This window comes from Bradyrhizobium niftali, from assembly GCF_004571025.1.
GTDB lineage: Bacteria > Pseudomonadota > Alphaproteobacteria > Rhizobiales > Xanthobacteraceae > Bradyrhizobium > Bradyrhizobium niftali.
On sequence record NZ_SPQT01000013.1, the window covers coordinates 80,461 to 107,016 of the forward strand.

General features: G+C 64.6%; 26 protein-coding genes and 1 tRNA gene. 5 read left to right on the plus strand and 22 right to left on the minus strand.

Annotated elements, in window-relative coordinates; genetic code table 11:
• Positions 1–55: 55 nt before the first annotated feature.
• The 22 genes from E4K65_RS22335 to E4K65_RS22440 form a co-directional block, all read right to left on the minus strand.
• A complete protein-coding gene (locus E4K65_RS22335; protein ID WP_135176007.1) occupies positions 56–331 on the minus strand; it encodes a DUF1467 family protein in 276 nt (91 codons plus the stop codon).
• Between the two features lie 9 nt (positions 332–340).
• Complete coding sequence (mce, locus tag E4K65_RS22340) at positions 341–745, minus strand: methylmalonyl-CoA epimerase (RefSeq protein WP_135176008.1); 405 nt, start codon at positions 743–745, stop codon at positions 341–343.
• 67 nt (positions 746–812) lie between these two features.
• Positions 813–2,483, minus strand: coding sequence for a ribonuclease J (locus E4K65_RS22345; RefSeq protein WP_135176009.1), 1,671 nt, complete (start codon positions 2,481–2,483; stop codon positions 813–815).
• The gene (locus E4K65_RS22350; RefSeq protein WP_135176010.1) at positions 2,483–3,289 is read right to left on the minus strand and encodes a biotin--[acetyl-CoA-carboxylase] ligase; all 807 of its coding nucleotides are present in this window, start codon (positions 3,287–3,289) and stop codon (positions 2,483–2,485) included. The genes E4K65_RS22345 and E4K65_RS22350 overlap by 1 nt, the downstream gene beginning before the upstream one ends.
• Position 3,290: 1 nt before the next feature.
• Positions 3,291–4,727: an NADH-quinone oxidoreductase subunit NuoN gene (gene nuoN, locus E4K65_RS22355; RefSeq protein WP_135176011.1), complete on the minus strand. Its 1,437-nt coding sequence runs from the start codon at positions 4,725–4,727 to the stop codon at positions 3,291–3,293.
• Between the two features lie 22 nt (positions 4,728–4,749).
• Positions 4,750–6,258, minus strand: coding sequence for an NADH-quinone oxidoreductase subunit M (locus tag E4K65_RS22360; RefSeq protein ID WP_135176012.1), 1,509 nt, complete (start codon positions 6,256–6,258; stop codon positions 4,750–4,752).
• A complete protein-coding gene (gene nuoL, locus E4K65_RS22365) occupies positions 6,259–8,337 on the minus strand; it encodes an NADH-quinone oxidoreductase subunit L (RefSeq protein ID WP_135176013.1) in 2,079 nt (692 codons plus the stop codon). It lies immediately after the preceding gene.
• An 8-nt stretch (positions 8,338–8,345) separates the two neighbouring features.
• On the minus strand, positions 8,346–8,654 hold the full coding sequence (gene nuoK, locus E4K65_RS22370; RefSeq protein ID WP_008547737.1) for an NADH-quinone oxidoreductase subunit NuoK: 309 nt from the start codon (positions 8,652–8,654) through the stop codon (positions 8,346–8,348).
• Positions 8,651–9,289: an NADH-quinone oxidoreductase subunit J gene (locus E4K65_RS22375; protein WP_135176014.1), complete on the minus strand. Its 639-nt coding sequence runs from the start codon at positions 9,287–9,289 to the stop codon at positions 8,651–8,653. Before E4K65_RS22375 ends, nuoK begins: the two co-directional genes overlap by 4 nt.
• A 9-nt stretch (positions 9,290–9,298) precedes the next feature.
• Entirely contained in the window at positions 9,299–9,787 is a 489-nt protein-coding gene (gene nuoI / locus E4K65_RS22380) for an NADH-quinone oxidoreductase subunit NuoI (RefSeq protein WP_026232873.1), read from the minus strand.
• Positions 9,788–9,801: 14 nt separating this feature from the next.
• Positions 9,802–10,869, minus strand: coding sequence for an NADH-quinone oxidoreductase subunit NuoH (gene nuoH, locus E4K65_RS22385; RefSeq protein ID WP_135176015.1), 1,068 nt, complete (start codon positions 10,867–10,869; stop codon positions 9,802–9,804).
• Between the two features lie 10 nt (positions 10,870–10,879).
• On the minus strand, positions 10,880–12,955 hold the full coding sequence (gene nuoG, locus E4K65_RS22390) for an NADH-quinone oxidoreductase subunit NuoG (protein ID WP_135176016.1): 2,076 nt from the start codon (positions 12,953–12,955) through the stop codon (positions 10,880–10,882).
• 5 nt (positions 12,956–12,960) lie between these two features.
• The gene (gene nuoF, locus E4K65_RS22395) at positions 12,961–14,286 is read right to left on the minus strand and encodes an NADH-quinone oxidoreductase subunit NuoF (protein WP_129272069.1); all 1,326 of its coding nucleotides are present in this window, start codon (positions 14,284–14,286) and stop codon (positions 12,961–12,963) included.
• A gap of 15 nt (positions 14,287–14,301) precedes the next feature.
• On the minus strand, positions 14,302–14,508 hold the full coding sequence (locus E4K65_RS22400) for a hypothetical protein (RefSeq protein WP_135176017.1): 207 nt from the start codon (positions 14,506–14,508) through the stop codon (positions 14,302–14,304).
• Positions 14,508–15,119 (minus strand): NADH-quinone oxidoreductase subunit NuoE, encoded by a 612-nt coding sequence (nuoE, locus tag E4K65_RS22405; RefSeq protein ID WP_135176018.1) that lies wholly within the window; start codon positions 15,117–15,119, stop codon positions 14,508–14,510. Before nuoE ends, E4K65_RS22400 begins: the two co-directional genes overlap by 1 nt.
• Before the next feature lie 11 nt (positions 15,120–15,130).
• A complete protein-coding gene (locus E4K65_RS22410) occupies positions 15,131–16,108 on the minus strand; it encodes an FkbM family methyltransferase (protein WP_167771035.1) in 978 nt (325 codons plus the stop codon).
• Positions 16,108–17,304 carry an NADH-quinone oxidoreductase subunit D gene (locus E4K65_RS22415; RefSeq protein ID WP_135176020.1) on the minus strand — a complete coding sequence of 399 codons (1,197 nt, stop codon included), beginning with the start codon at positions 17,302–17,304 and terminating at the stop codon, positions 16,108–16,110. Before E4K65_RS22415 ends, E4K65_RS22410 begins: the two co-directional genes overlap by 1 nt.
• Positions 17,305–17,306: 2 nt before the next feature.
• Entirely contained in the window at positions 17,307–17,921 is a 615-nt protein-coding gene (locus E4K65_RS22420) for an NADH-quinone oxidoreductase subunit C (RefSeq protein ID WP_135176021.1), read from the minus strand.
• A gap of 11 nt (positions 17,922–17,932) precedes the next feature.
• Positions 17,933–18,514 (minus strand): NuoB/complex I 20 kDa subunit family protein, encoded by a 582-nt coding sequence (locus tag E4K65_RS22425; RefSeq protein ID WP_371090238.1) that lies wholly within the window; start codon positions 18,512–18,514, stop codon positions 17,933–17,935.
• Positions 18,511–18,876 carry an NADH-quinone oxidoreductase subunit A gene (locus E4K65_RS22430; protein ID WP_008136158.1) on the minus strand — a complete coding sequence of 122 codons (366 nt, stop codon included), beginning with the start codon at positions 18,874–18,876 and terminating at the stop codon, positions 18,511–18,513. The genes E4K65_RS22425 and E4K65_RS22430 overlap by 4 nt, the downstream gene beginning before the upstream one ends.
• 686 nt (positions 18,877–19,562) lie before the next feature.
• Positions 19,563–21,815 (minus strand): TonB-dependent siderophore receptor, encoded by a 2,253-nt coding sequence (locus E4K65_RS22435; RefSeq protein ID WP_167771036.1) that lies wholly within the window; start codon positions 21,813–21,815, stop codon positions 19,563–19,565.
• A 178-nt stretch (positions 21,816–21,993) separates the two neighbouring features.
• Positions 21,994–22,503, minus strand: a complete 510-nt coding sequence (locus tag E4K65_RS22440) for a MarR family winged helix-turn-helix transcriptional regulator (RefSeq protein WP_135176023.1) — start codon at positions 22,501–22,503, stop codon at positions 21,994–21,996.
• 226 nt (positions 22,504–22,729) lie between these two features.
• Here E4K65_RS22440 and E4K65_RS22445 point away from each other — a divergent pair, with 226 nt between their 5' ends.
• The 5 genes from E4K65_RS22445 to E4K65_RS22465 all read left to right on the plus strand — a co-directional run bounded on the left by E4K65_RS22445 (position 22,730) and on the right by E4K65_RS22465 (position 26,389).
• Entirely contained in the window at positions 22,730–23,920 is a 1,191-nt protein-coding gene (locus tag E4K65_RS22445) for an aromatic ring-hydroxylating dioxygenase subunit alpha (protein ID WP_135176024.1), read from the plus strand.
• Between the two features lie 62 nt (positions 23,921–23,982).
• Positions 23,983–25,278, plus strand: coding sequence for a spinster family MFS transporter (locus E4K65_RS22450; protein ID WP_135176025.1), 1,296 nt, complete (start codon positions 23,983–23,985; stop codon positions 25,276–25,278).
• 145 nt (positions 25,279–25,423) lie between these two features.
• The gene (locus E4K65_RS22455; RefSeq protein WP_025576489.1) at positions 25,424–25,627 is read left to right on the plus strand and encodes a hypothetical protein; all 204 of its coding nucleotides are present in this window, start codon (positions 25,424–25,426) and stop codon (positions 25,625–25,627) included.
• Positions 25,628–25,787: 160 nt separating this feature from the next.
• Positions 25,788–25,864, plus strand: a tRNA-Asp gene (locus E4K65_RS22460).
• Between the two features lie 195 nt (positions 25,865–26,059).
• Positions 26,060–26,389 carry an HU family DNA-binding protein gene (locus E4K65_RS22465; RefSeq protein ID WP_135176026.1) on the plus strand — a complete coding sequence of 110 codons (330 nt, stop codon included), beginning with the start codon at positions 26,060–26,062 and terminating at the stop codon, positions 26,387–26,389.
• The last annotated feature ends 167 nt before the right edge of the window (positions 26,390–26,556 follow it).

Consider the following 26,556-nt stretch of genomic DNA (forward strand, 5'->3'; position numbering starts at 1 on the left):
TTTGTTTGAGCATGATCTGCTCGGAAAACCGCTGCACACTTTTCCGGATCATGCTCTAGAACGGCATGCCCATCAATTTCGACAGGCGTTCGATCGAAAGGTAACCGGCGTGGTAGGCGGCAAGGCCCGCGCCGTAGATGATCGCCGAGATGATCGTGGTCCAGATCAGCTTCCGTCCCATCCGCGTCCGGATCGGCGCACCGGGATCGGTCCCGGGCGCGCCCACGCCGTCCTCGTGCTGGCTGCGCACGCCGAACGGCAGCGTCAGGAACAGCGCGATCCACCAGATGACGAAGTAGATCGCGATCGCGGTCGATATCTGGATGGCCATGGGGCGGCCTTACGCCTGCTCGATTTCGACCAGCGCGCCGGAAAAGTCCTTCGGGTGCAGGAACAGCACCGGCTTGCCGTGGGCACCGATCTTCGGCACGCCGTCGCCGAGCACCCGCGCGCCCTCCTTCACCAGGGTGTCGCGCGAGGCGATGATGTCCACGACCTCGTAGCAGACGTGGTGGATGCCACCATCGGCGTTGCGTTCGAGGAACTTTGCAATCGGGGAAGTTTCACCGAGCGGCTCGATGAACTCGATCTTGGTGTTGGGGAGCGTCGCGAACACCGTGGTGACGCCATGCTCGGGCAGCGGCACGGCCTCCGAGATCTGCGCCCCGAACGCGGCGCCATAGATTTTTGCAGCCTTGACGGCATCCTTGGTCGCGATCGCGACATGGTTGAGCCGACCCAGCATGGTTCTTCTCCCTTAGGGCATGATCCGGAAAAGCGCGAAGCGGTTTTCCGAAAAGATCATGCCCAAATTATACTGTCAGTACGTGTACCAGACAGGCGGGCTTTTTGCCCCAATGTTCGTTGATCACGGCCCGGACCGCGCGTCGCACCGACTCAGCCAGGGCGTCCGGATCGCGGCGGCGCGCTTTTGGCAGCCCCTCGATCGTGGACATCACGGCTTCAAAGACCAGATCGTCGAAAGCCTCGCCCGCCCTGTTCTTCTCGGGAACGCCGACGAGATCGACCTCGGGTTCGTCCACAAGCTCGCCCTGCGCGGTCATGGCGATGGCGACGAAAGCGCAGCCGGAAAAGGCCATGCGGCGGCGTTCGACCACCGCGCGGGACTTGGAATCCTCCAGGATCGTGCCGTCCTTGTAGAGACGGCCCGAGGGCACCTCGCCGACGATGCCGGGATCGCCGGGGCCGAGCTTGACGAGGTCGCCGTTGCGGCAGACCAGCACGCGCGGCACGCCGGCGGCGCGCGCGAGCTTGGCGTGCTCGTGCAGGTGCAGCGCCTCGCCATGGACCGGGATCAGGAGCTGCGGGCGCACCCAGGCGATCATGTCGCGCAGCTCATCGCGGCGGGGATGGCCGGAGACGTGGACCAGCGCGTCGCGGTCGGTGATCACCTCGACGCCCTGGAGCACCAGATTGTTGATGATCGACCCGACCGCCTTCTCGTTGCCGGGAATGGTGCGCGAGGAGAAGATCACGCAATCGCCGCGGTTGAGCGTGATCTCGGGATGGTCGTCATTGGCGATGCGCGCCAGCGCCGCGCGGGCCTCGCCCTGGCTGCCGGTGCAGAGCGCCAGCACCTTGTCCTGCGGCAGATGGCCGTAGACGTCGGTCGAACGGAAGTTCTGCACGCCGTCGAGATAGCCGGTCTCGCGCGCGACCTGCGACACGCGGTCCATGGCGCGCCCGACCACGACGACCTCGCGATCGGCGGCCTTGGCGGCGTCGGCGACGGCTTTGATGCGGGCGACGTTGGAGGCGAAGGTCGTCACGGCAACCCTGCGCTTGGCGGCCTTGACCAGCCCGGCAATGGTCTTGGCGACCTCGGCTTCGGAGGGCGAGCGGCCGTCGCGCACCGCGTTGGTGGAATCGCCGATCAGGGCGAGCACGCCCTCGTCGCCGAGTTCGCGCAGCCGCTTTTCGTCGGTCGGGCGGCCGATGATCGGGGTCGGGTCGATCTTCCAGTCGCCGGTGTGCAGCACGATGCCGGCTTCGGTGTGGATCGCCAGCGCGTGCGATTCAGGTATCGAATGCGCGACCGGGATGAACTCGACGTTGAACGGGCCGATATCGACGCGGCCTCCCGACGGCACCACCGTCACCGGAATCTTTGGCGCGTTGCGCTCGGCGGCGCATTTGGCCTCGAACAGCGCCGCGCTGAACTGCGTCGCATAGATCGGGCATTTCAGCCTGGGCCAGAGGTCGATGATGGCGCCGAAATGGTCCTCATGGGCGTGGGTCAGCACCAGGCCCATCAGGTTCTTGCGTTCCTTCTCCAGGAAGCTGATGTCGGGCATGATCAGGTCGATGCCCGGCAGATGCTCCTCGTCGCCGAAGGAGACGCCGAGATCGACCGCGAGCCAGGCGCGCTGATGGCGGTTGCCCAGCCCGTAGATCGACAGGTTCATGCCGATCTCGCCGACACCGCCGAGCGGCGCAAACACCAGTTCGTCAGGCCGTGCCATCACGCAGCTCCCACGGAGGCGGCCGAGCCGAAGAACACCTCGCCGGCCGCCACCGGCAGGCGTCGGCCGTCAGCAGTGCGGACGATCAGGCAACCGGTGTCGTCGATCGTGTCGAAAATGCCTTCCAGCGTCGTCGTTCCCGTGTTGATCGCAACCTTCTCGCCAAGACCGGCGGCCCGCTCCAGCCAGAGCTTGCGGATCTCGGCAAAGCCGCGGCCATTGTCCCAGGTGCCGCGGAACTCGACCCAGGCGTCCGACAGGGCGGAAAACAGCTCCTCGGCGCTGATCTGGACGCCAAGCGCGGCCAGCGAGACCGCGGGCGTCGGCGTGCCCTCCGGCGCGGCGACGACGTTGGTGCCTATGCCGACGACGACGGCGAGGCGGTCGCCGATGATTTCGGCCTCGAGCCCGATGCCGACCAGCTTCTTGCCGCCGACCAGCACGTCGTTCGGCCATTTCAGAGCGTAGCGGGGACGGCCCTCGCCGAGGCGGAGCGCAGCCTCCAGGCTCACCTTCTCCAGGGCCGCCTCCTCCGCCAGCCCCGCGGCAAAGCCAAGCGTGGCCGCGACGGCGGGGGGCACGTTCATGACTTCGAGGATGCTGGCGGCCAGATTGCCCCGCGGCGCGATCCAGGCGCGCTGGCGCCGGCCGCGGCCGGCCGTCTGCTCCGATGTGACGAACCACATCGGGCCGCGTTCGCCGCTCCTGGCGTGCTCGATCGCCTCGGTATTGGTCGAGCCGGTCCGCTCGAAAGCTGCGAGCTTGTAGCCCGCCGAGAGTGCGCGAGGACCGAGCGCGAACCCCATCCTAGAACAGCGACTTTGCGGCGGCAGAGGCGACGCTCACCACCGGCCCCGCGAACAACGCGAACAGGATATTGAACAGGCCCGCGACCGCCAGCACCGTCTTCACCTCGACGCGCACCGGGTCGACCTGACCGGCCGGCTCGTCGAAATACATCGTCTTGACGATGGCGAGATAGTAGTAGGCACCCACCACGCTGGAGAGCACGCCGATCACGGCGAGCGTGAACAGGTTCGCCTTGATGGCGGCGACGAAGACGTACCATTTGGCGAAGAAGCCGGCGAGCGGCGGAATGCCCGCGAGCGAGAACAGCAGCATCGCGAACATGAAGGCGAGCAACGGATTGGTGCGCGACAGACCGGCGAAATCGCTGATCTGCTCCACGGCCTGGCCGTTGCGCTTCATGGCGAGGATGATCGAGAACGAGCCGAGCGTCATCGCGACATAGATCACGATGTACATCAGGACGCCCTGCGCGCCCTCGACCGTGCCGGAGGCAAGGCCGACCAGGGCAAAGCCCATGTGGCCGATCGAGGAATAGGCCATCAGGCGCTTGATGTTGCTCTGGCCGATCGCGGCGAACGAACCCAGCGCCATCGAGGCGATCGCCACGAACACCAGGATCTGCTGCCACTGCGAGACGATGCCGGGGAAAGCGGTCAGCGTGACGCGGGTGAAGACGGCGAGCGCGGCCACCTTCGGCGCCGAGGCGAAGAAGGCGGTGACCGGCGTCGGTGCGCCCTCGTAGACATCAGGCGTCCACATGTGGAACGGCACGGCCGAGACCTTGAAGCAGAGGCCGGCGAGCAGGAAGACGAGACCGAACACCAGGCCGACATTCGCGGCCGTTGCGGCGGCCGCGATGCCGGTGAAGCTGACCGTGCCGGTGAAGCCGTAGATCAGCGAGGAGCCGTAGAGCAGCATGCCCGAGGACAGTGCGCCGAGCACAAAGTACTTCAGGCCGGCTTCGGTCGACTTGGCGTTGTCGCGGTTCGAGGACGCCACGACGTAGAGCGCGAGCGACATCAATTCGAGGCCGAGATAGAGCGAGATCAGGTCGCCGGCCGAGATCAGCACCATCATGCCGAGGGTCGAGAGCAGCACCAGGATGGCGTATTCGAAGATGCGGCGCGAGGGGTCGGACAGGAACTCGGTCGACAGCACCAGCGTCACCGCCGAGCCGATCAGGGCCAGAATCTTCATGAAGCGGGCGAAGTCGTCGACGATGAAGCTGCCGCCAAAGGTCACCTGCTTGCCCGCGGGCAGCATGTATTCGAGCACGCCGACCACGACCAGAAGCAGGACCGCCAGCGTCGTGATCGCCTTGGTCGTCTCCTGCCCGCGATACGCACCGAGCATCAGAAGCGCCATGGCGCCGACCGCGAGCACGAGCTCGGGCAGCACGGGCGCCAGTTGATAACCTGCAGTCGAAAAGCTCATGGCGATATCCTGACCTGCCCGATCACTGGAGCAGTGCGGCGGCCTTCACGGCCGTCACAGCGGTGTTGTAGTTGTTGACGAGTTGCTGGACCGAGGCGGCCGACATGTTGAGCACCGGCTTCGGATAGACGCCGAACAGGATCGTCAGCGCGATCAGCGGGAACAGCGTCACGCACTCACGCAAGGTGAGATCCTTCATGCTCATCAGCGACGGCTTGACCAGCGCCCCGAATACGACCTTGCGGTAGAGCCACAGCGCGTAGCCCGCCGACAGGATCACGCCGAAGGTGGCGAAGAACGCGGTCGGGATCGAGACCTTGAACGTGCCGAGCAGCGTCATGAACTCGCCGACGAAGCCGGACGTGCCGGGCAGTCCGACATTGGCCATGGTGAAGATCATGAAGGTCAGCGCGTAGAGCGGCATCCGGTTGACGAGGCCGCCATAGGCCGCGATCTCGCGGGTGTGCAGGCGGTCGTAGACGACGCCGACGCAGAGGAACAGCGCGCCGGAGACGATGCCGTGCGAGATCATCTGGAACACGCCGCCGGCGACGCCCTGCATGGTGCCGGCGAAGATGCCCATGGTGACGAAGCCCATATGCGCCACTGACGAGTACGCGATCAGCTTCTTCATGTCCTCCTGCATCAGCGCCACCAGCGAGGTGTAGACGATGGCGATGACCGAGAGCGTGAACACCAGCGGCGCGAAGTCATGCGACGCCAGGGGGAACATCGGCAGCGAGAAGCGCAGGAAGCCGTAGCCGCCCATCTTCAGCAGGATCGCGGCCAGGACCACGGAGCCTGCCGTCGGCGCCTCGACGTGCGCGTCGGGAAGCCAGGTGTGCACCGGCCACATCGGCATCTTCACCGCGAAGGAGGCGAAGAAGGCGAGCCAGGCCCAGGTCTGCAACGACCGCGGCACGGCGGTGTGCATCAGGGTCGGGATATCGGTGGTGCCGCCGTTCCAGTACAGCGCCATGATGGCGAGCAGCATCAGCACCGAGCCGAGCAGCGTGTAGAGGAAGAACTTGAAGGACGCGTAGACCCGGCGCGGGCCGCCCCAGACGCCGATGATCAGGAACATCGGGATCAGGCCGCCTTCGAAGAACAGGTAGAACAGCACCAGATCGAGCGCGGAGAAGGTGCCGATCATCAGCGTTTCCAGGATCAGGAACGCCATCATGTATTCGCGGACGCGGCTGGTGATCGCCTTCCAGCTCGCGATGATGCAGAACGGCATGATGGCGGTGGTCAGGATCACGAGCGGCAGCGAAATGCCGTCCACGCCCATGTGGTAGGTGATGCCGGTGGCGAGCCAGGCCGACTTCTCGACGAACTGGAAGTCGGCATTCGCAGGATCGAAGCGCATGACCAGGATCACCGACACCGCGAAGGTGATCAGCGTGGTCCACAATGCGATCCAGCGCGAGTTGCGCCGCGCCGCCTCGTCGTCGCCGCGGCTGAGATAGACGATCAGCGCGCCGACCAGCGGCAGGAAGGTCGTGACCGATACAATGGGCCAGGTCGTCATTTACTGGCCTCCAAAGCCGAACATGAACCAGGTGATCAGGCCGGCGGCGCCGATCAGCATGGCGAATGCGTAGTGATAGAGATAGCCGGTCTGGATCTTCACGACGTTGCGGGTGACGTCCAGCACGCGGGCCGAGACGCCGTCGGGTCCGAGGCCGTCGATGATGAAGCCGTCGCCCTTCTTCCAGAGCTGGTAGCCGATCCACTTCGCCGGACGGACGAAGATGAGGTCGTACAGCTCGTCGAAGTACCATTTGTTGAGCAGGAACTGGTACAGCATCGGCTGCTCTGCAGCGAGCCGAACGGGGATGTAGGGCCGGCGGATGTAGAACAGGTACGAGACCAGGAAGCCCAGCACCATCATCACCGTCGGAAGCAAGGCGATGGTCTCGGGGATGTGGTGCATCTCCTCGATGATGTGCGGGTTCATCTTCACGGACTCGCGGAAGAACTCCTCGACGCCGTGGCCGGCGAACAGCTCCTTGAACGGGAAGCCCGCGACGATCGAGCCGACCGCGAGCACGCCGATCGGGACCAGGATCCAGAGCGGGGCCTCATGCGCGGCCTCGTAATGATGCTCGTCATGCGGTTCGCCGTGGAAGGTCTTGAAGATCAGGCGCCAGGAGTAGAACGAGGTCAGGCCGGCGGCCACGACCGTCATCAGGAAGCCGTACATCGCGAACGGATTGTGCGAGGCGTAGGCCGATTCGATGATCGCATCCTTGGAGAAGTAGCCGGCGGTGAGCGGGAAGCCCGTGAGCGCCAGCGTGCCGACCACCATCACCGCGTAGGTGTAGGGGATCTTCTTCCAGAGGCCGCCCATGTTGCGGATGTCCTGCTCGTGGTGCATCGCGTAGATCACCGAGCCGGAGCCCAAGAACAGCAGCGCCTTGAAGAAGGCGTGCGTGAACAGGTGGAACATGCCGACCGAATAGGCCCCTGCTCCCATCGCCACGAACATGTAGCCGAGCTGCGAACAGGTCGAGTAGGCAACGATGCGCTTGATGTCGTTCTGGACGAGGCCGATGGTCGCGGCGAAGAACGCCGTGGTCGCGCCGAAGAACATCACGACGGCCTGCGCGTTCGGGGCGAGCTCGAACAGCGGCGACAGTCGCGCCACCATGAACACGCCCGCGGTGACCATGGTTGCGGCGTGGATCAGCGCGGAGACCGGGGTCGGACCTTCCATCGCGTCCGGCAACCAGGTGTGGAGCAGGAACTGCGCCGACTTGCCCATCGCGCCCATGAACAGCAGGAGGCAGGTCAGGGTCAGCGCGTCGGCGTGCCAGCCGAGGAAGTTGATGGTCTTGCCGGTGAGGCCGGGCGCGGCATGGAAGATCGTCTCGAAATCGGTCGAGCCAACCAGCATGAAGATCGCGAAGATGCCGAGCGCGAAGCCGAAATCGCCGACGCGGTTGACCACGAAGGCCTTGATGGCGGCCGCGTTCGCCGACGGCTTCTGATACCAGAAGCCGATCAGCAGGTAGCTGGCCAGACCCACGCCTTCCCAGCCGAAGAACAGCTGCACGAGGTTGTCCGCCGTTACCAGCATCAGCATGGCGAAGGTGAACAGCGAGAGATAGCCGAAGAAGCGCGGCCGGTACGGATCCTCGTCCATGTAGCCGATGGAATAGAGGTGCACGAGCGAGGACACGGTCGTCACCACCACCAGCATCACGGCGGTGAGCGTATCGACGCGCAGCGTCCAGTAGACCTGGAGGTCGCCGGAGAGGATCCACGGCAACAGCGGAATCCGCATGTCATGGTGCATGAAGCCGACATCGACCAGCGTCATCCAGGACAGCCCAGCCGACACGAACAGCAATGCCGTCGTGATCAGCTCGGCCGCGCGCGAGCCCGCCGCAGCCGGCTCGACCGGTCCGTGCCCGTGGTCGTCATGGCCATGATCGTCGTGACCATGATCGTCATGGGCCGCCGACGCATGCGCATCGCCGTGACCGTGGTCGCCGTGATGCTCGACCTCGTCGCCTGAGGGGTTGCGGGCATGCGCGCCGAACAGCGCGATCAGGCCGGCCAAGATGGCGCCCAGGAGCGGCAGGAATACGATTGCCTGAACCATGACTGAGCTCAGCCCTTCATCAGATTGACGTCCTCAACCGCGATCGAGCCGCGGTTGCGGAAATAGACCACCAGGATGGCGAGACCGATCGCGGCTTCGGCAGCGGCGACCGTCAGCACCAGAAGCGCGAAGACCTGGCCGACGATGTCGCCGAGGAAGGTCGAGAACGCGACGAGGTTGATGTTGACCGAGAGCAGAATCAGCTCGATCGACATCAGGATGACGATGATGTTCTTGCGGTTCAGGAAGATGCCGAGGATCCCGAGCGTGAACAGGATCGCGCCGACCGCCAGATAGTGTCCGAGCCCGATCGTCATTTCACCCACTCCGCCGCGTCGGCATCCGAGAGCCCCTGCCCTGGCGCCACCTTGCGCATCGCCATCGCCATCTCGGGCGTGCGCGCGTTCTGAACGTTGATGTCCTGCCGCTTCACGCTCGCCTTGTGCCTGAGCGTCAGCACGATGGCACCGATCATGGCGACCAGCAGCACCATGCCCGCGAGCTGGAAGTAGTGGATGTACTTCGTATAGAGCACGAGGCCGAGCGCCTCGGTGTTCGAGACGTTGGTCGGGATCGCCGCCGTGATCGTCTTGGAGACGCCGGGGTTGATGACCCAGAAGCCGACGGTGAGCAGCAGCTCGAACATGAAGATGCCGCCGATCACGAGGCCGACCGGCAGGTACTCGATGAAGCCCTCGCGCAGCTCGAGGAAGTCGACGTCGAGCATCATGATCACGAACAGGAACAGCACCGCGACCGCGCCGACATAGACGACGATCAGCATCATGCCGAGGAATTCGGCACCCATCAGCACGAACAGGCCGGAGGCGTTGACGAAGGCCAGGATCAGGTACAGCACGGAGTGCACGGGATTGCGCGAGACAATCACCATCACCGCCGAGGCGACACAGATGCCGGCGAAGAGATAGAAGAACAGCGCGGGAAGGATCATGCTCTCATCTCACCGGTACGGCGCGTCGAGCTCGATCGCCTTCGCGATCTCGCGTTCCCAGCGGTCGCCATTGGCGAGCAGCTTGGCCTTGTCATAGAACAGTTCCTCGCGGGTCTCGGTCGCGAACTCGAAGTTCGGACCTTCGACGATGGCGTCGACCGGACAGGCCTCCTGGCAGAGGCCGCAATAGATGCACTTCACCATGTCGATGTCGTAGCGCACCGTGCGGCGGGTGCCGTCGTTGCGGCGCGGGCCGGCCTCGATGGTGATGGCCTGCGCCGGGCACACGGCTTCGCACAGCTTGCAGGCGATGCAGCGTTCCTCGCCGTTCGGATAGCGGCGCAGCGCGTGCTCGCCGCGGAAGCGCGGCGAGATCGGACCCTTCTCGAAGGGATAGTTCAGCGTCGGCTTCGGCTGGAAGAAATAGCGCATGGCGAGGAAGAACGCCGAGACGAATTCCGACAGCAGAAGCGAGCGTGCAGTGGCGTTGATGTTGATACCCATGACGGCCCTCACTTCGGCGCGATGCCGGCGAAATGCAGCACGCCGGCCACCACGATCACCATCGCCAGCGACAGCGGCAGGAACACCTTCCAGCCGAGGCGCATCAGTTGATCGTAGCGGTAGCGGGGCACGATCGCCTTCGCCATCGCGAACAGGAAGAACATGAAGAAGACTTTGAGCGAGAACCAGATGATCCCCGGCACCCAGTTGAAGGGCGGCAGGTCCACCGGCGGCAGCCAGCCTCCGAGGAACAGGATCGTCGCCAGCGCGCACATCGTGACGATCGCGACATACTCGCCGAGCATGAACAGGAGGTACGGCGTCGAGCCGTATTCGACCATGAAGCCGGCGACGAGCTCGGATTCGGCTTCGACGAGGTCGAACGGCGGACGGTTAGTTTCCGCCAGCGCCGAGACGTAGAACACCACGAACATCGGGAACAACGGCCACACATACCAGTTCAGGATGGTGAGCTGCGGCAGCCCGATCAGGCTGGCAAGGCCGCGGGCATGCTGGGCCTCGACCACGGCCGACAGGTTCAACGTGCCGGCGCAGAGCAGCACGGTGATGATGACGAAGCCGATCGAGACTTCATAGGACACCATCTGCGCCGCCGAGCGCAGCGCAGCCAGGAACGGGTATTTCGAGTTCGACGACCAGCCGGCCATGATGATGCCGTAGATCGACAGCGACGAGATCGCGAAGATGAAGAGGACGCCGACATTGATGTCGGAGATCACCCAGCCGAGACTGGTCGGGATCACCGCCCAGGCGGCGAGCGCGAGCACGCATGAGACCAAGGGAGCAAGGAGAAACACGCCCTTGTTGGCGCCGGCCGGGATGATCGGCTCCTTCAGCACGAACTTCAGCAGGTCGGCGAAGGACTGCAGCAGGCCCCAGGGGCCGACCACGTTGGGACCGCGGCGGATCTGCACCGCCGCCCAGATCTTGCGGTCGGCGAGCAGGATGTAGGCGATCGCGACCAGCAGGACGACGAGCACCAAGACGCTCTCCGCGACCATGATGATCAGCGGCCAGAGGAAACCGGTCCAGAATGCGCTTTCGAAGAATTCCATCAGGTCACGCTCACTCCGCTGCGGTCAGCATCTGCCCGGAGGCAAGCCGCGAGCACTCCGCCATCACGGCGGACGCACGCGCGATTGGGTTGGTCAAATAGAAGTCCTCGACCAGAGGCTTGAACGGCGCCTTCTCGGGCGAGCCGCCCTTACCCGCCAGCTTCTTGATCTGGTCGGCAGAGCCGGCCGCGATCTGGTCGAGACGGATCAGATGCGGCACGGCCTTGAAGATCGCCTGGCGCAACGCGGCAAGCGAGTCGTAGCCGAGCTTCTTGCCGAGCGCTTCCGACAGCGCGCGGACGATCGCCCAGTCCTCACGGGCCTCGCCCGGCGGGAATGCGGCACGTCCCGTCATCTGCACGCGGCCTTCGGTGTTGACGTAGATCGCGGATTTCTCGGTGTAGGCGGCCGCCGGCAGGATCACGTCGGCGCGGTGCGCGCCGCGGTCGCCATGGGTGCCGATATAGACGACGAAGGTGCCGTCCGGCGCCTTGATCTCGTCGGCGCCCAGCAGGAACAGCAGGTCGAGCGTCCCGAAGGTCGTCATCTGCGCGGCGTTCAGGCCGCCGGCGGTGGCGGAGAAGCCGATGTCGAGCGCGCCGACGCGCGAGGCGGTCTCGTGCAGCACGCCGAAACCGTTCCAGCCGTCCTTGACCGCACCAACATCCATCGCGAGCTTGGCGGCAGCGGCCAGAATGGCGGCGCCGTCGTGACGCGAGGCTGCGCCCGCACCGACCAGGATAATCGGGTTCTTGGCGTTCTTCAGCACGTCCATGAAGGAGTGCTTGCCGGCCGCGAGTTCACCGAGCGTCTCGGTGCCCGCGCCGAGATGGTCGTAGTCGTAGGTCAGGTCGGCCTTGGCGCCGATCACGCCGACCTTGAAGCCGCCGGAGCGCCAGCGCTTGCGGATACGGGCGTTGAACACGGCCGCTTCCTTGCGCGGATTGGCGCCGATGACGAGCAGCGCGTCGGCCTGCTCCACGCCTGCAAGCGTCGGGTTGAAGATGTAGGAGCCGCGGCCGAGCGCGGGATCGAAGGCGTCGCCGCCCTGCACCGCCAGATTGCTCGAGCCGTATTTGGCGAGCAGATCCTTCAGCGCGAACATCTCCTCGACACCGGCGAGGTCGCCGGCGATCGCGCCGATGCGCTTGCCGTCGGTACGTGCCGCTTTCGCAGCGATCGCGGCAAAGGCCTCGGGCCAGCTCGCCGCGCGCAGCTTGCCGGCTTCGCGGATATAGGGCCGGTCGAGGCGCTGGGTGCGCAGGCCGTCGACGATGTGGCGGGTCTTGTCCGAGATCCACTCCTCGTTCACGGCCTCGTTGATGCGCGGCAGCACGCGCATCACCTCGCGGCCGCGGGTATCGACGCGGATCGCCGAGCCAACGCCGTCCATGACGTCGATCGACTGGGTCTTGCCGAGCTCCCACGGACGGGCCGCGAAAGCATAGGGCTTCGAGGTCAGCGCACCGACCGGACAGATGTCGACGAGGTTGCCCTGCAACTCCGACGTCAGCGCATGCTCCAGATAGGTCGTGATCTCCATGTCCTCGCCGCGACCGGTCGCGCCCATTTCAGGGGCGCCGGCGACTTCCGCCGAGAAGCGGACGCAGCGCGTGCACTGGATGCAGCGGTTCATCGAGGTCTTGACCAGCGCGCCGAGATACTTGTCCTCGACCGCGCGCTTGTTCTCGGCGAAGCGGCTGGTGTCCACACCATAGCCCATCGCCTGGTCCTGCAGGTCGCACTCGCCGCCCTGGTCGCAGATCGGGCAGTCCAGTGGATGGTTGATCAGAAGGAATTCCATCACGCCTTCGCGCGCCTTCTTCACCATCGGCGAACGGGTGGAGATTTCCGGCGGCTCGCCCTTGGGACCCGGACGGCAGTCGCGCACGCCCCAGGCGCAGCTCGCGACCGGCTTCGGGCCGCCCTTCACCTCGACGAGGCACATCCGGCAATTACCGGCGATCGACAGCCGCTCATGATAGCAGAAGCGCGGAATCTCGGCGCCGGCGGCCTCGCACGCCTGAAGCAGCGTGTACTCGGCCGGAACATCGATCTCTTTGCCGTCGATGATGAGCTTGGTCATGTCTCTTACTCCGCCGCGACCATGTTCACGGGATCGCGGACGCCGATATCGTCGATGTCGGCCTTGTGCGAATACTGGTCGATGCGCGCTTCGATCTCATGACGGAAATGCGCGATCAGGCCCTGGATCGGCCAGGCGGCTGCGTCGCCGAGCGCGCAGATGGTGTGGCCTTCGACCTGCTTTGTGACTTCGAGCAGCATGTCGATCTCGCGCTTGTGGGCGCGGCCGTCCGCCATGCGGGTCAGGACGCGCCACATCCACCCCGTACCCTCGCGGCACGGCGTGCACTGGCCGCAGCTCTCGTGCTTGTAGAAGTACGAGATGCGGGCGATTGAGCGGATCAAATCGGTGGACTTGTCCATCACGATCACGGCCGCGGTGCCGAGACCCGAGCGCAGCTTGCTCAAGCTGTCGAAATCCATCGGCGTGTCGATGATCTGCTCGGCCGGCACCATGCGCACCGACGAGCCGCCGGGGATCACGGCCTTCAGATTGTCCCAGCCGCCGCGGATGCCGCCGCAATGCTTGTCGATCAGCTCACGGAACGGGATGCCCATGGCCTCTTCGACGTTGCAGGGCCGCTCGACATGGCCGGAGATGCAGAACAGCTTCGTACCGACATTGTTCGGACGGCCGATGCCGGCGAACCAGGCCGCGCCACGGCGCAGGATATCCGGCGCCACCGCGATCGACTCGACGTTGTTGACGGTGGTCGGGCAGCCGAACAGGCCGACATTGGCCGGGAACGGCGGCTTCAGGCGCGGCTGGCCCTTCTTGCCCTCGAGGCTTTCGAGCAGCGCGGTTTCCTCGCCGCAGATATAGGCGCCGGCGCCGTGCGCGACGTAGATGTCGAACGGCCAGCCGTTGACGTTGTCCTTGCCGACCAGCTTGGCCTCGTAGGCCTGGTCGATCGCGGCCTGGAGATGCTCGCGCTCGCGGATGAACTCGCCGCGGACATAGATGTAGCAGGCATGCGCGTTCATGGCGCAGCTGGCGATCAGGCAGCCCTCGATCAGGAGATGCGGATCGTGCCGCATGATCTCGCGATCCTTGCAGGTGCCGGGCTCGGATTCGTCGGCGTTGACGACGAGATAGCTCGGCCGGCCGTCGGTCGATTCCTTCGGCATGAACGACCATTTCAGGCCGGTCGGGAAGCCCGCGCCGCCGCGGCCGCGCAGGCCCGACGCCTTCATCTCGTTGATGATCCAGTCGCGGCCCTTGTCGATGATATTCTTCGTACCATCCCAGGCGCCGCGGCGCCGCGCACCCTCGAGCCCCCAGTCATGGAGGCCGTAGAGGTTCTTGAAGATGCGGTCCTTGTCCTCGAGCATATCAGTGCTTTCCGATCAACGATTGGACTGCTTGTAGGCAAGTCCGGCGGCGCAGACGGCGAAGGTCAGCGCCCAGAGCAGGCTGGATTCCAGCGACGCGTTCAGGCTGAAACGCTGAAGCAGGAAAATGAAAATGGCCGCCACCGCGGCATGCATCGCGATGAAGCCCCACTTCTTCATGGCACCGCTTTCCTCCACTGCCGGCGACGAGAGATCCCGCATCAGGTGATCTCCTTCAGCGTGGTCGGCCCGTTGATCGGCGCCGAGAACTGACGGCCGTTCTGCGGACCGGGCTTGGGCGGATTGCCGGAGGCAAAGCCGTCGAGCACCTTGCCAAAGCTCTCCTTGGTCAGGTCCTCATAGGTGTCCTTGCCGATCAGCACCATCGGCGCGTTCACGCAGGCGCCGAGACACTCGACCTCTTCCCAGCTGAAATTGCCGTCCTTGGAGAGATGGAAGGGCTCGTGATGGATGCGGTGCTCGCAGACGTGGATGAGGTCCTCGGCGCCGCGCAGGCGGCACGGCGTGGTGCCGCAGACCTGGACGTGGGCCTTCTTGCCGACGGGGGCGAGCTGGAACATCGTGTAGAAGGTCGCGACCTCGAGCACGCGGATATAGGGCATGTCGAGCAAGTCGGCGACGGCGCGGATGGCGGCTTCCGACACCCAGCCTTCGTGCTGCTCCTGGACGCGCCAAAGGATCGCGATGACCGCGGAGGCCTGGCGCCCGGCCGGATATTTCGCGATCTGCTGCTTGGCGAACGCGAGGTTCTCCTCCGTGAACGCAAAGCTCGCGGGCTGGACTTCCTTCGGTGCTAATCGGCGGACGGACATCTCTTAATCTCTCACTGCATGCGGCGCGTGGTCTTGGCATTCAGAGTCTTGGCATTCAGGGCATCGATCCTGTCCTGCCAGAATGCGCTTGCGGTGCCGAAAACGTTGTAGCCGACGTGGGTCGAGACCTTGATGCGGTCGAGGATCGACAGCTCCTTCACGGTCTCCATCCGGTTGCTGCGCGGATCGAACACGATCAGCTTCAGCGGGGTCTGTTCGAGGATGTAGCGCGACACCGCGTGGCTGCGGTCGCTGCCGTGCTCCTCGCACATGATGACGCTGTCGGTCTCAAGCAGCCGGGCGCCGCCCTTGATCGCCTCGATCTCGACGCCCTCGACGTCGAGCTTGATCAGGTATTTGCCACTCGCTGCAACCTTGCCGTCGTCGATGAGGTTGTCCAGCGCGATGACCGGCACCTCCTCGCCGCCCGACGACGGATCGCCGGCGATGCTGAAGGCCTCGTGCTTGGTGCCCGACAGCCGCGCGGTGCCACGGGCAGAGCCGATCGCGCACTTCAGGGTCTCGAAGCGGCCAGCGTTGACGCGGGCGTTGTTGGCAAGCTTCGGATAGTTCTGCCCCGACGGCTCGATCGCGATCGCCTTGTGCGAGCCGAACGGCCTGCTCGACACCAGCACCGACCAGTAGCCGTAATTGGCGCCGCAATCGAGCAGCGTGTAGTCGACGTCGATGGAGTCGGCGAACAGGAGCTCCAGCTCGTCCTCATAGTTATAGGAGCGGTTGAGCAGCTTGCTCCAATAGCCGTCGCCATAAGGGAATTCGAACACGGCGTCGGGATTGAGCTTGATCGCGATGTTGCGCTCGGGCAGCGTTTTCCGCAGCAGGTTCGCGCAGGCGATGTAGCCCATATGCGAGAAATGCGACGAGATCTTCGATCCCGTCACCAGCGCCAAGGCAGCCGTCCGCTCCCACAGGTTGGCCCCTTCAAGGGCCCCCGAGGCGCGGTCAAACTGGATTGGCGCCTGCGCCATCACCGATCGACCTCTCCGAACACGATGTCGAGCGAACCCAGGATCGCCGAGACGTCGGCGAGCAGATGGCCGCGGCAGATATGATCCATGGCTTGGAGATGGGCGAAGCCCGGCGCGCGGATCTTGCACTTGTAGGGCTTGTTGGTGCCGTCGGCGACGAGATAGACGCCAAACTCGCCCTTGGGGGCCTCGACCGCGGCGTAGACCTCGCCGGCCGGCACGTGAACGCCTTCGGTGTAGAGCTTGAAGTGGTGGATCAGCGCTTCCATCGAGCGCTTCATCTCGCCACGGCGGGGCGGCGCGACCTTGTTGTCCTCGACGACGACGGGGCCCCTGCCCTCAGGCGCGTTCAGCTTCTGGATGCACTGCTTCATGATGCGCACCGACTGGCGCATCTCTTCCATGCGGATCAGGTAGCGGTCGTAGCAGTCGCCGTTCTTTCCGATCGGAATGTCGAAATCCATCTCGGCGTAGCACTCATAGGGCTGCGACTTGCGCAGGTCCCAGGCCGCGCCGGAGCCGCGCACCATCACGCCCGAGAAGCCCCACGCCCAGGCTTCCTTCAGCGGCACCACGCCGATATCGACGTTGCGCTGCTTGAAGATGCGGTTGGCGGTGAGCAGGCGATCGAGATCTTCGACCACCTTCAGGAACGGATCGCACCAGGCCTCGATGTCGTCGACCAGCTTTTGCGGCAGGTCCTGATGCACGCCGCCGACGCGGAAGAAGGCTGCGTGCATACGGCTGCCCGAGGCGCGCTCGTAGAACACCATCAGCTTCTCGCGCTCTTCGAAACCCCACAGCGGCGGGGTCAGCGCGCCGACGTCCATCGCCTGCGTGGTGACGTTGAGCAGATGGGACAGGATGCGGCCGATCTCGCAATAGAGCACGCGGATCAGCTGGCCGCGGCGCGGCACCTCGATGCCGAGCAGCTTCTCGGCCGCGAGACAGAAGGCGTGCTCCTGGTTCATCGGCGCGACGTAGTCGAGGCGATCGAAATAAGGGATCGCCTGGAGATAGGTCTTCTGCTCGATCAGCTTCTCGGTGCCGCGGTGAAGCAGGCCGATATGCGGGTCGACGCGGGCGACGACCTCGCCGTCAAGCTCCAGCACCAAGCGCAGCACGCCGTGCGCGGCCGGATGCTGCGGACCGAAATTGATTGTGAAATTGCGAAGCTGTTCGGGTTGCTCGTTCATGATCAGACCTTCGGCCCTGCTTTTTCATCACCCGGAAGGACCGGATAGTCGGCGCCCTCCCACGGCGACAAAAAGTCGAACTTGCGGAATTCCTGGTTGAGCCTGACAGGCTCGTACACCACCCGCTTCTCCTGGTCGTCGTAGCGGACCTCGACGAAGCCGGTGGTCGGGAAATCCTTGCGCAGCGGATGGCCCTCGAAACCGTAATCGGTGAGGATGCGGCGCATGTCGGGATGGCCGACGAAGAACACGCCATAGAGGTCGTAGGCCTCGCGCTCGAACCAGTCGGCGCCGGGGAACACATCGATCAGCGACGGCACCTGGGTGGTCTCGTCGGCTTGAGCCCTGAGCCGGATCCGCGTGTTCAGCGTCGGTGACAGAAAGTGGTAGATCACGTCGAAGCGCTTCTCGCGATCCGGATAGTCCACCGCCGTGATGTCGGTGAAGTTGACGAAGCGGCAGCTCGGATCGTCGCGGAGGTACTTGACCACCTCAACGATCTTGCTGGCCTCGACATCCACCGTCAGCTGGTTGAAGGCCACCGAATGACCGGTGGCCGCGCCCGGAAGCGCGCTAACGATCGTTTGCCCAAGGGCGTCGAGCTTGCCATCGTCCATGACGTAAAACCTTAGCGTTCGATGGTGCCGGTGCGCCGGATCTTCTTCTGAAGCAGCAGCACGCCGTAGAGCAGCGCTTCCGCCGTGGGCGGGCAGCCCGGCACATAGATGTCGATCGGCACGATGCGGTCGCAGCCGCGCACGACCGAATAGGAATAGTGATAGTAGCCGCCGCCATTGGCGCACGAGCCCATCGAGATGACGTAGCGCGGCTCGGGCATCTGGTCGTAGACCTTGCGCAGCGCCGGGGCCATCTTGTTGGTGAGCGTACCCGCGACGATCATCACGTCGGACTGGCGCGGCGAGGCACGCGGCGCGAAGCCGAAACGCTCGACGTCGTAGCGCGGCATCGACACCTGCATCATCTCGACCGCGCAGCAGGCGAGACCGAAGGTCATCCACATCAGCGAGCCGGTGCGCGCCCAGGTGATGAGGTCGTCGGTCGCGGCCACGAAGAAGCCCTTGTCGGACAACTCCGAATTGACCTCGAGGAAGAACGGATCATTGGCCCCGACCGGCTTGCCGGTCGACGGATCCAGAATGCCCTTGGGGGCCGGCGCGAGAACCGGACCGGCGGACGGTGCAGGGTTCAATCCCATTCCAGTGCCCCTTTCTTCCATTCATAGGCGAACCCGACCGTCAGCACGGCAAGGAACACCACCATGGACCAGAAGCCGGTCGCGCCAAGCTTGCCGAACGCCACCGCCCAGGGAAACAGGAACGCCACCTCGAGGTCGAAGATGATGAAGAGGATGGCGACCAGGTAGAAGCGGACGTCGAACTTCATGCGGGCGTCGTCGAAAGCGTTGAAACCGCACTCATACGCCGACAGCTTTTCTGGGTCCGGCTGCTGGAACGCCACGATGAAAGGCGCGATCAGCAGCACGAGGCCGATGAGGCCCGCTACCCCTATGAAGACAACGAGTGGAAGATAGTTCTGTAGAATGCCGCTCATTGGCGAGCCCTTTTTCCCGCGACGTCGGGGGAGCCGCGGATTCGTCCCGATTTGGAATTATTCTGAGCCTTAGCGCAGTGCACCAATGGGCGCAAGACACGCTCTTTTTAGGCCCTTTGCCGCCCCAGAACGGTAGAAATCCCGGAATCACCCCGCGGCTGGTATGGAGCAGATCGACCGCCCCAGCAAGGGCGATCCCGATCAGCCCAAGTGCGCTCGGCGGCGATATCCGCTGTTGGGGAAGCTCACTTTATCGAGGCCGCGCAGCAAAATCTACCACGAGGACAGGCGCCCAGCGTCACCCGGGCGACACACTGGCTGCGTCTTCCTCGGAGCAGCACAGCCAGGGGAGCCGGTGATGGTCGCGACCGCGGTGCAAGAAAGACACGTATCCACAGGCGCGACGGTCAGACGAGCCATGCATCACGACGGGACCGGGGCTCGTCTGGCGAATGCGTCGGCTGGCGCACCCGGATCGGCCGCGAGCGCGGCGTCGGCGACTTGCCAGGGCGTCGCACGCGCCGCGCTCGCATGAGCTCCGGGCCGGGGGGCATCGCCCGGCAGCTCATCGACCTCCAGGTGGAAGATCAGCGGTATCAGTCAGCGAAGCAGACAGAGGGCCAAGTTCAGGCCGGTCCGAGGCCCGACAGGCGCAGCTTCACGTTGGCCTGTCCTCGTCGTTTGCCTCACCATTTGTAGGAGACGCTGGCGGTGATGCGCCGGCGGTCGCCGTAGAAGCAGGACGAGGCCGAGGCGCAACTTGCGACATAGATCTTGTCGGTCAGGTTGATCACGTTGAGTGCCGTGCGCCAGTTCTGCCATTCGTAGTGGAGCGCGAGGTCGCCGAGAACCACCGCGGGAACTTCGAGCGTATTGGCGGTGTCGGCCCAGGACGAGCCGACGTAGCGGACCCCGCCGCCGAAGCCGAACCCCGTCAGCGGTCCTTCCTTGAAGGTGTAGTCGGCCCAGCCTGATGCCAGGAGTGAAGGCGTGTTGGTCGGCGTCTTGCCGACCAGCGTCGGATCGAGATCCCTGCTGGTGAAGATGTGATAGCTGGTGAAGGCGCCAATCAGCTTCAGCTCCTTCGTAACATTGGCCACCGCTTCAAGCTCGATGCCGCGCGAGGTCACCTCGCCGGTCTGGTTCTGCAGCAACGAATTCGACGGATCGGTCGTCAGCGCGTTCTGGCGCTTCAGGTCGAAAGCCGAAACCGTGAAATAGCCATCGAAGCCCTTGGGCTGCACTTTCAAGCCGACTTCGGCCTGCTTGCCGGTTTCCGGCAAGAGCAACTGGTTGCTGGCATTCAAGCCAATGACCGGGTTGTAGCTCGTCGAATAGGAGACGTAGGGCGCGATGCCGTTGTCGAAATTGTAGATCAGGCCCGCGCGTCCGCTGAACCTGCTGTCGTCGCGGCTGGCAACCATGGCGCCCGTAAAGCGCTTGTCCTGAGTGGTCTCGACCCAATCATTGCGGCCGCTCAGCACCAGCGTGAAATTGCCGAGCTTCATCTGGTCCTGGAGATAGGTACCGGCCTGCTTCTGCGTGATCCGGAAGTTTCGGAACGGATCGCCCGCGAACGGAATGTCGCTCAATCCGTAGGTGGGATTGAAGACGCTGATCGAGGGCACGCCGCCCCCGAAGAGCTGGTAATCGTCGATCTGATAGCCCTTCAAGTCGACGCCGAACAGCATCGTGTGTTTCAACGGGCCGGTGTCGAAGCGATACTCCAGCTGGTTGTCGAGATCGGCCTGGTTGGCGGTGTTCTTCGCATACCAATTGTAGCGGTTGAGAGTGGCCGTGTTGACGTCGGCCCAACCATTGCCGACGTAACCGCGATAGGTCACGTCGACATGGGCGAAGCGCGCATTCTGCCGGAACGTCAGATCGTCGTTGAGATTGCGCTCGAACTGGTAGCCGAGCATCTCCTGCTCGCGCGTGAACTTGTCGACATTCGGATCGCCGGCAAAGAAGCTGGTCGGGATCTTGCCGAAGGGCGCATTGGTCACCGTGCCCTGGTAGGGCAGGAAGTTGATGCCACGCGTGTCCTGCTTCGAGGCCGAGGCCAGCACCGTGAAGGTGGTGTCGGCATCCGGCTTCCAGGTGACCGACGGCGCGATGAAGTAGTTGTTGTCCGGCGTGAAGTTGACCTGGGTCGGGCCGTTCTGGACCTGGCCGACGACGCGGTAGAACAGCTTGCCGTTCCCGCTCTGCGTCGCGACCGGCCCGCCGACGTCGAAGCCGACATAGGCGTTGCCGAAATTGTTGACACCCGTCTCGACGTAGCGGATCGGCTCGGCCGGCGGCATCTTGCTGATGACGTTGACGATGCCGCTCGGGCTCGATCCGCCATAGAGCACCGCCGACGGGCCGCGCAGCACCTCGACACGCTCCATGTTGGGCGTCTGGAGCTTCCAGCTCGCATAGGACGTGTAGAACAGCTGCATGCCGTCGAGGAACAGCCCGACGTCGTCGGACTTGAAGCCGCGGATCAGCCACCAGTCGTTGCGCGTATCCGCGCCGAAGGTCCCTGCCCGCACGCCGGCGGTGTAGCGCAGCACCTCGTCGAGCTTGTTCGGCTTCTGGTCGCGGATCTGTTCCGCGCCGATCACCGAGACCGCCTGCGGCGTCTCCATGATCGGCGTATTGGTTTTCGTGCCCGACGAACTGCGACCGGCAACGTAGCCATTCACCGGCCCGCGCGGCGTCTCGACGAAGCCGACATTGCGCTGCGGTTGCGGCTTGTTGCGATTGGCGGCCTGCACCGACCGCCGCTGCGCGCTGTGCACGACCGAAGCGGGTGCGCGGCGGCGCGCCTCCGGCGCCGTGACGGTCACCGCCGGCAAGCTCTGTACGCCACCCTGCGTAGACGATTGTGCGAGCGATGCCTGCGGCACCAAGACCCAAGCGGATGCGGTCGCCAACACGGCCGACCGCAGCATTCCAAGACTGTTCAACGCGCCACCCCAAAGCTGCATGTTCGATGCGTCATGCCGTGGTGTCCCAGCACGGCATGCGCTTAAAGGTGACGCTTATGAGAGGGCGCGCGATTTCCCTAATTGAAAGCTTCTTAGAGAGACTCTTAGAAGCGATCCATTATTTCCAGGGATTGCCGAGACATCAGCGCCAATTCTTTTCGGCCTCGAGCATCTCGGCGGCAACCGCGCTGAGCTGATCGATCTGCCGCAGCAGCGCATCGAACTCGGCTTCGCTCAGCTGTTCCAGCAGGCGCCGGTTGCGCTCCTGCGCGCCTTCGACGATCGCATCATGCGCGGCAAGGCCGGTTGCGGTCAGCGAGACCAGCACTTCGCGGCTATCCTTCGGATTTGCCGACTTCGCGATCAGCTTGCGCGACACGAGGTTCGCGAGCGCGCGGCTGATCTGTCCCTTGTCCTGGCCGACGGCCTCAGCGAGCCGCGCCACGCTCATCGGCGGGCGCCGGCCGAGCGAGGCGACGAGACCGAACTCGACGGAAGACAATCCGGTGAGGCGCTTGTAGCGCAGGATGGCGCCACGCTTGAGCAGATTGGCGAGCACCATCAGCCGCGACGACAGCATGACGGTGATCGGCGCCGGCTCGCTCTCGTCCGCCTCGGGCGTCGTCCACCCGTCCCTCGGTGTCTGGTTCATGCTCCACCTGTGCCAAGAAAGCGGTGGCCTGCCAAGCCCAAGTCCAAGCCCAAGTCCGAAGCAAGTCCAAAGCAAGTCCGAGGCTCAAGGCAGGCCGCCTCCCCACCTCATCCGACTGCGACTAAGAGGCATTTGGAAGATCGTTGACATTGTCATCGAATTATTTTTCACTGGGGACAAGGCATCAAAAAGGCCAGCCAGCACGGCCCACGGCGGGAGGACCAGCATGACCATCACCCAGCGGGATCGCGATCTCGGCACGGCCTATGCGATGAAGCCGGCGCAGACGCGCACGGAGCTCACCTCGGTCGTGCGCGGCACGCCGATGGGTGAACTGCTCCGCCGTTACTGGCACCCGGTCGGGCTCGTCGGTGATGCCACCGGCACCCCGAAGAAGGTGCGCGCGCTGGGCGAGGATCTGGTGCTGTTCCGTGACAAGCATGGCCGTACGGGTCTCCTGCACGCGCGCTGCTGCCATCGCGGCACCACGCTCTACTATGGCAAGGTCGAGGAGGACGGCATCCGCTGCTGCTATCACGGCTGGAAGTTCGACGCCGAGGGCCACTGCCTGGAGCAGCCCTGCGAGCCCGGCGGCGGCCAGTTCAAGGACAAGGTGCGCCAGCCCTGGTATCCGGTCGAGGAACGCTACGGACTGATCTTCGCCTATATGGGCCCGGCCGAGAAACGCCCGGTGCTGCCGCGCTATGAGTGCCTCGAAAACATGGACGATGGCGAGTTCGTCGAGGCGGACGATTCCTCGATCGGCGGCGGCGGACCTGCAGTGATCCCCTGCAACTGGCTCCAGCATTTCGAGAACGTGGTCGATCCCTACCACGTGCCGGTGCTGCACGGCTCGTTCTCGGGGCCGCAATTCACTGACATGATGGCCTCGATGCCGGAGGTGAGGTTCGACAAGACGCCGCGCGGGATCGCCGTGCGCTCGATCCGCAAACAGGACGACGGCAAGGTGTTTTACCGCGTCACCGAAGCCGCCCTCCCCACCTTGCGCGTCGTGCCGAACCCGCGCGTGGCGCAATTCGCCCGCGTCGAGTCGATCGGCTGGACGCTGCCGATCGACGACACATCGTTCCGCATCTACGTCGCCGGCCGCGTCAAGACATCAGGCGACATCGGCCGGATGCGCTCGAAGTTCAACGGAAAATTCTGGTGGGACATGACCGAGGAAGAGCACCAGCAATTCCCGGGCGATTACGAGGCCCAGGTCGGCCAGGGCGAGGTGACGGTTCACGCCGAGGAGCATTTCGGCCAGAGCGACCGCGGCATCCTGATGATCCGGCGCATGCTGAGCGAACAACTGGAGGCGATGGACGCAGATCGCGACCCGATCGGCGTCTCGTTCGACGCAAGCGCGCCCCCGGTCGAATTCGAAGCGGGGAACTACATCCGCGACGCGTGATGCTGCCGGCTCCAATAGGGGCTGGACCGACAACGACAACAACGACAAATTGGGGGGATGCGATGGTCGATGTGACGTCACAAGTGTCGGTGCAAACGGCCACCGCGGCAAAGCCCTCGGCGCGGCGCTATTACGTGCTGGGGCTGCTCACCATCATCTACGCGCTGAACTTCCTCGACCGCACGATCTTCAACGTCCTGATCGAGCCGATCAAGAAGGAGTTCGCCCTCAGCGACACCATGATGGGCCTGCTCGCAGGCTTCGGCTTCGCGCTGTTCTACTCCCTGCTCGGCATCCCCATCGCGCGCGCCGCCGACCGGCTCAACCGGCGCAACATCGTGGCCGTGGCCTTCGCGTTCTGGAGCGCGATGACGGCGCTGTGCGGCGCGGCCTCGAGCGTGACCTCGCTGGCGCTGGCGCGCATCGGCGTCGGCATCGGCGAATCCGCGGGCTCGCCCGCCTCGCAGTCGATCGTCGCCGATCTCTTCGCCAAGAACGAGCGCCCGCGCGCGCTCGGCATCTACGCCATCGGCACCTATCTCGGCGTCTTCCTCGGCTATTTCGTCGGCGGCTACGTCAACCAGCACTATGGCTGGCGGATGGCGTTCTATGTCGCGGGCTTGCCGGGCATCCTGCTCGCGTTGGTCCTGTGGCTGACGATCTCCGAGCCGAAGCGCGGCGCCATGCAGGAGAGCTTCGTGCCCGAACCGCTCGGACCGACGCTGCGGTTCCTGTCCTCGCAGCGGAGCTTCGTCATCGTGCTGATCGGCTTCTGCCTCACCACCTACACGAACTACGCGACCGCGGCGTGGATCCCGCCGTTCCTGGCCCGCGTGCACCATCTGTCGAGCGCCGAGATCGGCACCTATGCCGGCACCTTCAAGGGGCTGGCCGGCATGGCCGGCACCCTGCTCGGCGGCTTCGTGGTGGCGCAAGTGAGCCGCAGCGACGACCGCTGGAAGCTGTGGGCGCCCGCGATCACCTCGGGCCTCGCCGGCCCGGTGTTCGCGCTGTGCATGCTGACGCAGGATTTCGCGATGATGGTGGCGATGCTGGCGCTGACCTCGTTCCTGGTCGGCTTCCATCTCGGGCAGATCTTCGCGATCGCCCAGACCGTGGCGAAGCCGAGCATGCGGGCGCTGGCCTCCGCGCTGATCGCGCTCACCGCGACCTGCTTCGGCCAGGGCGTCGGCCCGCTCGCCGTCGGCATGGTCAACGATGCCCTGAAGGGAAGTTACGGCGCAGACGCCGTGCGGTACTCCCTGCTCTCGGCGGCGGTCACGACCACGCTGGGCGCCGTGCTGTTCGTATGGGCCGCCCGCGCGATCCGGGTCGATATTGGTCGGGCCGCGGCCTGAGGCCGGCCCGGATCCCGCCGCCGCCCGGTGAAACCAGCCGGGCGGGCAGATGAAACCATTTTGCGGAACCCGCGAAACCATCCGGAAACAGACGGTCATTAGAAGAAGAGCCATAGACGGCGGCAAAGCCCGTCGGGAGGCTCAGATGAACCACTCAATTCACTCTGCTGATCGTGCGACCCACCTGAAGATCGTGGTGGTGGCGCTGGTGGCCGGCATCGCGGTGGCCGGTTTCGGGATCGCAGCCCGCACCAATGCCGATTACAGCCAGACCGCCCAGTCGACCCACGTGATCAAGGCCGGCAAGCCGGTGGTGGTGACGAGCGCGGGCTCGTCGGAGATTCGCTGACACGCCCTGTTCCGGGCTGACCATTGGCCGCCTCCGGGCGGCCTTTTTCGTTTTCCAGAGCAATGCTTAGCCGATGTGTCCTGACGAAGCGCAACGTCCTTGACTTCAACAGGTCCCGCCTTTAAGTCCCCCCTCGTTCCGCGCGCTTTCAGCGAACCACGCGGGAGTAGCTCAGTTGGTTAGAGCGCCGGCCTGTCACGCCGGAGGTCGCGGGTTCGAGCCCCGTCTCTCGCGCCATTTTGGCAATCCCTTCATAGTCTTAGCCCGAACTCCTCGATGCCTTTCACGGCACTGACGGCGCTTGCCGGCGTCCGGCGGGAACTCGTGGCATAGTCAGCCCGCGCCCGAATCGTCTACGCCTTCCAGGACTTAGAGGGATCCCCACGCTTTACCGGCTTTTCCGGGGCTTCCCTGTCATTGAGGAGGCCAGACATGGGTAAAAAGGATTCGGCTAAGAAGGATTCGGCGAAGAAGGCAGCCGCTCCCGCCACCATCACGCTCAAGCACCTGGCCGCTGACATCGCGGAGAGCCAGGACCTGTCGAAAAAGCACGCTGAGGCCGTCCTGACCGACATGGTCGACCTGATCGCCAAGCATCTCAAGAAAGGCGACCGCGTCCGCATCGTCGGTCTTGGCATCCTCCAGGTCCGCAAGCGGGCCGCCCGGACCGGCCGCAACCCCGCCACCGGCGAGGCCATCCACATCAAGGCCAGCAAGAAGGTCGTCTTCCGCCCGGTCAAGGAACTGAAGGAAGCGATCTAGAGGCGGTTCCGATGGCATCGGAACCGCCTCTAGATTTTTTGTTTGACGCGTTTTCTTTACGCGAACCGGTGCCCACTTCGCTCGAAAACGCTCTGGCCGCTACTTTTCGTTAAGCCTGCTCCGCATCGTTCCGGCCGCATCAAAGCCCCGCTTTTCTGATATACCGC

What these genes read in the sequence shown, in the direction of transcription:
- E4K65_RS22440 (WP_135176023.1), bottom strand. Translation starts at nt 22,503, where the DNA reads ATGAACCAGACACCGAGGGACGGGTGGACGACGCCCGAGGCGGACGAG.
- E4K65_RS22450 (WP_135176025.1), top strand. Translation starts at nt 23,983, where the DNA reads ATGGTCGATGTGACGTCACAAGTGTCGGTGCAAACGGCCACCGCGGCA.
- E4K65_RS22420 (WP_135176021.1), bottom strand. Translation starts at nt 17,921, where the DNA reads ATGGACGATGGCAAGCTCGACGCCCTTGGGCAAACGATCGTTAGCGCG.
- nuoG (WP_135176016.1), bottom strand. Translation starts at nt 12,955, where the DNA reads ATGACCAAGCTCATCATCGACGGCAAAGAGATCGATGTTCCGGCCGAG.
- E4K65_RS22345 (WP_135176009.1), bottom strand. Translation starts at nt 2,483, where the DNA reads ATGGCACGGCCTGACGAACTGGTGTTTGCGCCGCTCGGCGGTGTCGGC.
- nuoK (WP_008547737.1), bottom strand. Translation starts at nt 8,654, where the DNA reads ATGACGATCGGGCTCGGACACTATCTGGCGGTCGGCGCGATCCTGTTC.
- E4K65_RS22465 (WP_135176026.1), top strand. Translation starts at nt 26,060, where the DNA reads ATGGGTAAAAAGGATTCGGCTAAGAAGGATTCGGCGAAGAAGGCAGCC.
- E4K65_RS22415 (WP_135176020.1), bottom strand. Translation starts at nt 17,304, where the DNA reads ATGAACGAGCAACCCGAACAGCTTCGCAATTTCACAATCAATTTCGGT.
- E4K65_RS22335 (WP_135176007.1), bottom strand. Translation starts at nt 331, where the DNA reads ATGGCCATCCAGATATCGACCGCGATCGCGATCTACTTCGTCATCTGG.
- E4K65_RS22375 (WP_135176014.1), bottom strand. Translation starts at nt 9,289, where the DNA reads ATGATCCTTCCCGCGCTGTTCTTCTATCTCTTCGCCGGCATCTGTGTC.
- nuoH (WP_135176015.1), bottom strand. Translation starts at nt 10,869, where the DNA reads ATGGAATTCTTCGAAAGCGCATTCTGGACCGGTTTCCTCTGGCCGCTG.
- E4K65_RS22350 (WP_135176010.1), bottom strand. Translation starts at nt 3,289, where the DNA reads ATGGGGTTCGCGCTCGGTCCTCGCGCACTCTCGGCGGGCTACAAGCTC.
- E4K65_RS22435 (WP_167771036.1), bottom strand. Translation starts at nt 21,815, where the DNA reads ATGCTGCGGTCGGCCGTGTTGGCGACCGCATCCGCTTGGGTCTTGGTG.
- nuoN (WP_135176011.1), bottom strand. Translation starts at nt 4,727, where the DNA reads ATGAGCTTTTCGACTGCAGGTTATCAACTGGCGCCCGTGCTGCCCGAG.
- nuoL (WP_135176013.1), bottom strand. Translation starts at nt 8,337, where the DNA reads ATGGTTCAGGCAATCGTATTCCTGCCGCTCCTGGGCGCCATCTTGGCC.
- E4K65_RS22455 (WP_025576489.1), top strand. Translation starts at nt 25,424, where the DNA reads ATGAACCACTCAATTCACTCTGCTGATCGTGCGACCCACCTGAAGATC.
- nuoF (WP_129272069.1), bottom strand. Translation starts at nt 14,286, where the DNA reads ATGCTCGAGGACAAGGACCGCATCTTCAAGAACCTCTACGGCCTCCAT.
- mce (WP_135176008.1), bottom strand. Translation starts at nt 745, where the DNA reads ATGCTGGGTCGGCTCAACCATGTCGCGATCGCGACCAAGGATGCCGTC.
- E4K65_RS22430 (WP_008136158.1), bottom strand. Translation starts at nt 18,876, where the DNA reads ATGAGCGGCATTCTACAGAACTATCTTCCACTCGTTGTCTTCATAGGG.
- E4K65_RS22360 (WP_135176012.1), bottom strand. Translation starts at nt 6,258, where the DNA reads ATGACGACCTGGCCCATTGTATCGGTCACGACCTTCCTGCCGCTGGTC.
- nuoE (WP_135176018.1), bottom strand. Translation starts at nt 15,119, where the DNA reads ATGTCCGTCCGCCGATTAGCACCGAAGGAAGTCCAGCCCGCGAGCTTT.
- E4K65_RS22410 (WP_167771035.1), bottom strand. Translation starts at nt 16,108, where the DNA reads ATGGCGCAGGCGCCAATCCAGTTTGACCGCGCCTCGGGGGCCCTTGAA.
- E4K65_RS22445 (WP_135176024.1), top strand. Translation starts at nt 22,730, where the DNA reads ATGACCATCACCCAGCGGGATCGCGATCTCGGCACGGCCTATGCGATG.
- E4K65_RS22400 (WP_135176017.1), bottom strand. Translation starts at nt 14,508, where the DNA reads ATGCGGGATCTCTCGTCGCCGGCAGTGGAGGAAAGCGGTGCCATGAAG.